Annotated in this window: 7 protein-coding genes and 1 pseudogene; all 8 read right to left on the bottom strand. The window is 48.4% G+C overall.

What is annotated here, in order from left to right; translation table 11 throughout:
• Positions 1–157 precede the first annotated feature (157 nt).
• Positions 158–421 (bottom strand): CRISPR-associated endonuclease Cas2, encoded by a 264-nt coding sequence (gene cas2 / locus BM299_RS16850; RefSeq protein WP_092487176.1) that lies wholly within the window; start codon positions 419–421, stop codon positions 158–160.
• 28 nt (positions 422–449) lie between these two features.
• A pseudogene (cas1, locus tag BM299_RS16845) lies at positions 450–974 on the bottom strand (CRISPR-associated endonuclease Cas1); the annotation flags it as partial.
• 49 nt (positions 975–1,023) lie between these two features.
• Positions 1,024–1,530: a CRISPR-associated protein Cas4 gene (gene cas4, locus BM299_RS16840; RefSeq protein WP_092487185.1), complete on the bottom strand. Its 507-nt coding sequence runs from the start codon at positions 1,528–1,530 to the stop codon at positions 1,024–1,026.
• Between the two features lie 120 nt (positions 1,531–1,650).
• Entirely contained in the window at positions 1,651–2,691 is a 1,041-nt protein-coding gene (gene cmr6, locus BM299_RS16835) for a type III-B CRISPR module RAMP protein Cmr6 (protein ID WP_092487173.1), read from the bottom strand.
• Positions 2,681–3,109: a type III-B CRISPR module-associated protein Cmr5 gene (cmr5, locus tag BM299_RS16830; RefSeq protein WP_092487170.1), complete on the bottom strand. Its 429-nt coding sequence runs from the start codon at positions 3,107–3,109 to the stop codon at positions 2,681–2,683. The genes cmr6 and cmr5 overlap by 11 nt, the downstream gene beginning before the upstream one ends.
• Before the next feature lie 15 nt (positions 3,110–3,124).
• Positions 3,125–4,087 (bottom strand): type III-B CRISPR module RAMP protein Cmr4, encoded by a 963-nt coding sequence (gene cmr4 / locus BM299_RS16825; protein WP_092487167.1) that lies wholly within the window; start codon positions 4,085–4,087, stop codon positions 3,125–3,127.
• Positions 4,080–5,192: a hypothetical protein gene (locus BM299_RS16820; protein WP_092487164.1), complete on the bottom strand. Its 1,113-nt coding sequence runs from the start codon at positions 5,190–5,192 to the stop codon at positions 4,080–4,082. Before BM299_RS16820 ends, cmr4 begins: the two co-directional genes overlap by 8 nt.
• Complete coding sequence (cmr3, locus tag BM299_RS16815; RefSeq protein ID WP_092487161.1) at positions 5,185–6,276, bottom strand: type III-B CRISPR module-associated protein Cmr3; 1,092 nt, start codon at positions 6,274–6,276, stop codon at positions 5,185–5,187. Before cmr3 ends, BM299_RS16820 begins: the two co-directional genes overlap by 8 nt.

Here is a 6,276-nt window from a genome sequence, read left to right as displayed (position 1 = left end):
AGGCTTCTAAATTAGGAGCGCTATCGGGGTTATGGTGTTAATATTCCAGGGGGCCTCATACCACAAGCTTTTATAAAATCGGGGGCGTCGTCGATCTCCCGGCGTTTATACGCTACTGGAGATAGACGACATAAATTTTACTGTTCTATGCTTCGTTTTAGATTATATTTTCATCTCCGCCCTTTTTCAAACCCATTATTTCCCTTGATGAATATTTCGTAGTCCTCAGATAGTAAAATATTACTGAATCCTCATCTTTTTTTGTAATTCTTTCTAATTCCATCTTTAACTTTTTTAAATTCGCTTCGGTAATCTCGCCTTCAAAAACCGAATTTTGAACCCAGTTAAGGTATTGGCGACATTTTTTCAGGACTTTAGCCACCCTTTTCTGGTTAACATCATAAACCAAGATGACAAACAGGTCAACTTCACCAACCTTCCAATATTATTTACCACCTGGCTACAAAAGCCTGGTATTCTTTTTCCCCCATCAAGTGTTTTTCCAGCTTATACAACTCCAGCCTGATCAATCTGCGGTATGAAACTTGGCGTCCGATATCCCTGTGCTTGATTGTTTTCTTTAATTTTTCGTCCAGATTCTCCACAAAACATTTTCTGGCCTTTTCTTTCATCATTACTCCTTCCGTCAAGCGGTCAAAATCGTTCTTTGTAATCATCTTCTTCCCGAGCAATGTAAAGATCAACCTATCAACTATAATTGGTTTGAATATTTCAGCCACGTCCAGGTTCAAGGTAAAACGGCGGAAGTTTGTGGCATGCAGGTAACCGATACGGGGGTCGAGGTGCGTTTTATAAATCTCGCTCAGGCAGATTGTATACATGATGGAATTGCCGAAACTGATTAATGTGTTCATGTAATTTTTAGGCGGGCGCCGGCTGCGCTCCTGGAAGGCGAAATCCGGATTCCCTACTATCTCGTCAAAGGCCTGGTAATAATGGTCGCGAATATTTCCCTATAAAGGGTTTTTTTCATGTAAAACATCCCCCGCACATTTATGAAAACTATGACCAGCAAAACTCGGCGTAGGCGCATTTCCTGCAAAAGTTAATTTTCTTTGGCTCCGGCGGCCTGGGCAGGTAAAGTATGCGCAGTATCTCCCGGCACACCCTGTCCAGTTCCCGCTCCGTTTGTTCATCCAGTACAACTATCTCTTTGCGCTTTTCTCTGGGAAAGCGTAGCTCGCCCATGGCCTTAATGCCGCGCTGTTTCAATTCGCTCAGGTAGAACGCTAATTGCATGCGGGCGCTGTTGCGGTATTTGGAGCTCTTTTTAACCTCTCCGACAACCAGTCCTTCTTCGCTTACTCTAAATACGTCCATCTTGCTGTGACCTACAATCAGTTCCTTGCGCTCGCGCGGGTAGGAATAATCCTGAATAAAACGGCCAAGGCTGACATTGGCATCGTCTTCGTCCGGGTTGATCTGGTGTCCGATTAACCATACTTCTCTGGGGCAGATGTAGTAGTACCATACCAGGGTGCCGCTGACGTTGATTTCCCGGCCCTCCATTTTAATTGCCCCTATGATATATGTCAAATTTATTACCCCAAATGGATACCACTCCCATATTGATCACCTTCCTCAAGCTTTAGTGTTCAATAGCAAACCGCAGACCAGGTAGGTATGGATTTACACAAAATAGCCATATCCTACGGACGTTTTGGCCCCGATTCCCTGCTCCCGCATCGCCCGTTCCATCCATTCGACAGCAACCGCCAGGGGTGTATTGCCGTCAAATACACCGCCGACGATAGGTGTATTTTCCGTCTCCTCCGCTCCCACAAAAAACATAAAGTCTGTTTTTTCCACCGTCAAAAATGGTACCGGTACCGGGTTGTGGTAATCTGCAGGCGGCTTGTCGCCGGTATAATAAGAACTGTAATGTGGGGTCATCACATCCAGGCAGAAAGCGGGAGTGGAGATTGGAAAAGCATCGAAAAAACGCACAATCCCGCGGCGCGCGCCCGCAATGCTGTCTTCCGGACTACCGAAGACAAGGCAAAAACCGGGATCGGCCAAAGCGCCCCTTTGCCTGTCCCCCTCCTCATTTTCAAATAATTCCGCCACCACCCTGCTCCGGGTCACTCCCTTGACTGCGCTGCCCGGCAGGTAAGGTATGCCGTAAACATGGTGCAGGGTCATGGCTGTTTCATGCACCGAAGCGCCGCCTAGACCAACCGCCAGGCGCCAGTCCAAAGACATTTCCCTGACCTCGTGAGAAAGGCCCGATTTGTTTAAAGCATCCTTACGGCGGTCAAGCAACCGGGAAAAGGGTATGCTGTCGAAACGACCAGACTTCAAGCGTATTTCTCTGCCGCTTCGGTCCAGCCGGTGGCAAAACTTTTTCCCGTCGAAATAAGCGGCTTTGTTTAAAAAAAGAGATACATTGTCCACAGCAAAGGGTTCCAGGATTTCTGAAGTGTCCGTAGGCAAAAAATAGCCCGAATATTCCGCTTTACCTCCATATATTTTTATTTTTTGGGCCTCCGGCCCTTTTCTTCCTTCACCGGGAACAAACAACACTTCAAGCCCTTCGGTCGGCTTTTGCTCTTTAGTCAATATATTTGATATGTGAAAAAAGATATCTTTTTGTTTACATTCTTCCTGGTAGGATATAAATCCAAAACCTTTTTCAGCATTAAATTTCTTAATCTTTCCTTTAATCTCCATTCACTTCATCCCCTTCGAGCAGGCCTTCGGCATAACGGCGCATCCAATTGAACAAAGCCAGGACTTCACCCGTCATCGCCCTATATTCAGGCGAGGGTAGGGATACCAACACCCCGGCCAGGTCTTTCCCCTTGCCGAAAGTCTCCCCGTCATATCGTTCCAGCCACTGGCCAACCTGCTCGTAAATCAACTGATAGGATGGTTCCCCCTTCGCTTTAATAAAGGCAAAAGTGGCCCCCAGACCGTTGTTTTTGATCAACATGGGAATTTTTTTGGTATAAGCCTTGTACTTGGATTGATTTTTCTTCCCCTCTTTCTCGTTCTCGGCAAACTTTTCCTTAGCCTCATTCACCTTATCGTAGGCAAAAATGGCCCGGCCCTGCTCAATCTCCCTTATAACAGTGTTTTCCTTCGGCATATTCACACCTCCGCTTTAACGGCAAAAATTTGTCCAGACCAGACCTTTGCCGGTGCTGGCGTCGCCGCCTAATTGAATGACCCGGGGCATGTTGCCGGCGATAAAATCCTGCAATACCTCATCGTCTTTTCCACTACCTCCGGACTGCCGCCCTTGCACAAATACACCTTTGTCATCACTGAAAATACTGCCGAAAAGCACCAGTGAATAAAGCACTGCCTCCTGGGGCAGGTACTCCTCGGTGAACAAATGTCCCTCCGCCACGGTACCTGTCTTATTGTCAATCTTCGTCCTGGTTGCCACCTCGGTGGAGAGGTTTACAAAATCGCGGAAATCGTCGTCGGAAAGTACCACGATATCTTTCTCCACCTTCCCGCGCCAGTAGCCGTGGATATTCCCGTCCGGAAACACTTGCTTGCTCAACCAGCGGGCCAGAGCGGTACATTGAGGGTCATCTTTATGGTCGATTTTAAAAGTATATTCTTCCAGGATAATTTTATTTTCCCTGAAGTACAGGTTACAACCGGCAGGCGCTGCGTTCGCCGGAGGCACTTCAAAGTCCGGTTTCATGTCGCAAAGGCCCAGTTCCCTCCGCAGGCGCTCCAGCACCCTGGGACAGGTGACCCAGGCAAAGACACCCTTCATAGACTTCACCGGGAACAGCAGGAGCCTGGCGTCGGTAAAGCCGAGAGCGCCGGCATGCTTGTCCCCTTCCTCCGGCCCGAAGGCAAGGGCGATAGCTTTTTTAAACTCATCCTCTCCGCTGATTTCTACACCGCCGACCACCAACTCGCCCTTTTGGCCCTTTTCTTCAAAAGCTTCCCGGATGCAGCCCTTGACGCCGGAGCCCTCCAGTTTGGGGAATCCAGTATGCCTTTCCCGCTGCAGCGGCAGGTCCACTATGCCCAGGTCATTCCCGCTGCCGGCGTGCAGCGGTGTTTCACAAATAAAAAACAGAGGCTTCGCTGTTTTATACATTAGCCAGCACCCACTTTCTTTTTTTAGCGTTTTTTATTACCTCTTCCCGTTTCAATGGGGTTTTGATGAATTCCCTGGCGGCTTCTTCATCCTGGAACGTTTTATAAATATAGACGTTGTCTCCATATTCAAAATAATAAATCCTGTTGGGATTGTTGCCGTCGTCATATACCCGGTGCACACCCTTGGTTTCCGTTTTGCTCTGCCGGATAATATGTTCATTAAACTTTTCCGCAAGGATCCGCTGGATATCCCTTTGCTTGTTGATTTCCTCCCATACCTCGTCGCTACAGTAAAATTCAAAATAGTTTCTCCTGTACTTATCCAAAAAGATATAGCCAAGGGGGCTTAAAAAGGCCATGTCGCCTTCCAGTTGTTCCACCAGCCCAGTTTTTTCTAGTTCGGAAAAAGTGACATAATTTTTGTTTTTTTCTTTTGCGTATTTTTCAATACCATTTTCCAGTTGCTCAATCTCCTCGCTGTATTTAGCAAATACCGAATAGTTTATTTCCAGCGGCACTTTGGGGATCTCAATTACAGACTGGGATTCTTCAAAGATATAATAAATATCGCAATTATTGATAAGGGCCATGACTGTCAAATACGGAATAACCCCTTTGTACCCACCGGCAATATTAAACACAACATTACCAAAATAGCTATCGGCAATCTTTTCGATCCTTTTCACCAGGTTGGGCAGGCCTGTTTTAACAAACAACCTGTAATTATCCACCTGGAGGCCACCAATTACATCGTGGCCAAGGTTAAAGTTCACCCGGAAATCCTTTATTCCAGCGAACCTGTCTTGGATGATTTCCGCCGCCAGAGCCGATATTGCAGTATCCGTGGCCAAAAGGTAGACATCCAAACTTTCGGCCAGTTTTTTCTGAATTTTGTGCAGGCTTTTAATTTCCGCCGACGCTTCAATGCTTTTTGCAGCCCATGGGGTGACTTTCTCTTTAACTTGCCTGGCTCTCGGAGCAAGGTTACGATACTCCCTAAACGGTTTATTTTTGAAGTGTTTTAGAGGGTTTTCGATATCCCTGTTGCTTTCCAGATAGTTGTTAAAAAGGGATGTTCCCACAGTGGTAATTACCTTAATCATTTCCCACACCTCCCACCAAAGTCAGGCCAAAACCCTGTTCGGGACAATAATCCGACAGGTTGGCCCGGTGAAACACCTTAACAACTTCGCCCGGATCACCGCCGGTCAATTCAAAATAGTAGACGCTGCCGGCTGGTACGGCACGGTGCATCACCTTCGGTTTCTTTTCCCGCATATCGAACCCGCCAACGGATATATACTTGCCCGTAACCGCCGTCAGCAGCCTCAAGCCCAGACCGCGGTATGACCCGGTCAGAGATTCCTCGTCCAACCATCCGGGCAGCCAGCCGCCGGCAAACATGGCCGGTGTGGCCAGGTACAATTTAAACCTGCCACCCCGCAGCTCCGGAGCGGCAAAGAATAATGACTCCCCCTCTTCCGGCCCAAGGGTCTCGTAGTAAACGGCTTTGCCTTCTCCGCCCAGCTTCAAAATGCCCTTTTCCGGCAAATTCAGGCCGGTAAATTCCACCAGGAAGGAAACCACCTGGTTTTGGGAGCCCGTGCGCACCGGCGACTCAAGCCGCCACATGGCCGCCCGGTAAAGCATATGGTCCTGAGCCGTCCCGGTAATCTTATTGAGCCCGATGCCGGTTTTGGGCTCCGGCAGAACGAATTCCGAAAGTTTATAATAATAAAATTCCTCTTCTTTCAAGTTAAGATAATCAATTAGAGAGAAACAATCCAGCACGCCGCCCTCCACCGCTTCCACTTCTTCCCCGGCCGGCGATTCCAAGACCAGCGGGACCGGGCAGGAGGAAGCTTTCGGTGCATTTGCAAGTCTCAGAAGCAAGGCTTTACCTCGTTCCTCATTCAACCCGGCACAGTCGGCCGGCAGAGGCAAGCAGATCTGGTCCCCCACTTGCAGGTAGATTCCTCTTATCTTCAGAGCGGCAGTAGGATCGCCGGGCCGGTTTGCCTTGTTGAAATCTTCGGGGTGCCGGGCGAAATAAGCGGTCCGCAGCGACCCGTAAAATACGGAAGGGGCCGGCGGAAAACTACCGGAGGCCCAGGAGCCCTCACCCATGGTAAAAGGTTTTCCATCGCGAAAGAAAAGAGTGTCCAACGCATTCAAGCGAATAATCAT

The sequence above is a fragment of the Desulfoscipio geothermicus DSM 3669 genome (genome assembly GCF_900115975.1).
Classification (GTDB): Bacteria; Bacillota; Desulfotomaculia; order Desulfotomaculales; family Desulfallaceae; genus Desulfoscipio; species Desulfoscipio geothermicus.
Note: the sequence above shows the minus strand (reverse complement) of the source record. Positions and strands in the feature narration are given on the sequence as shown.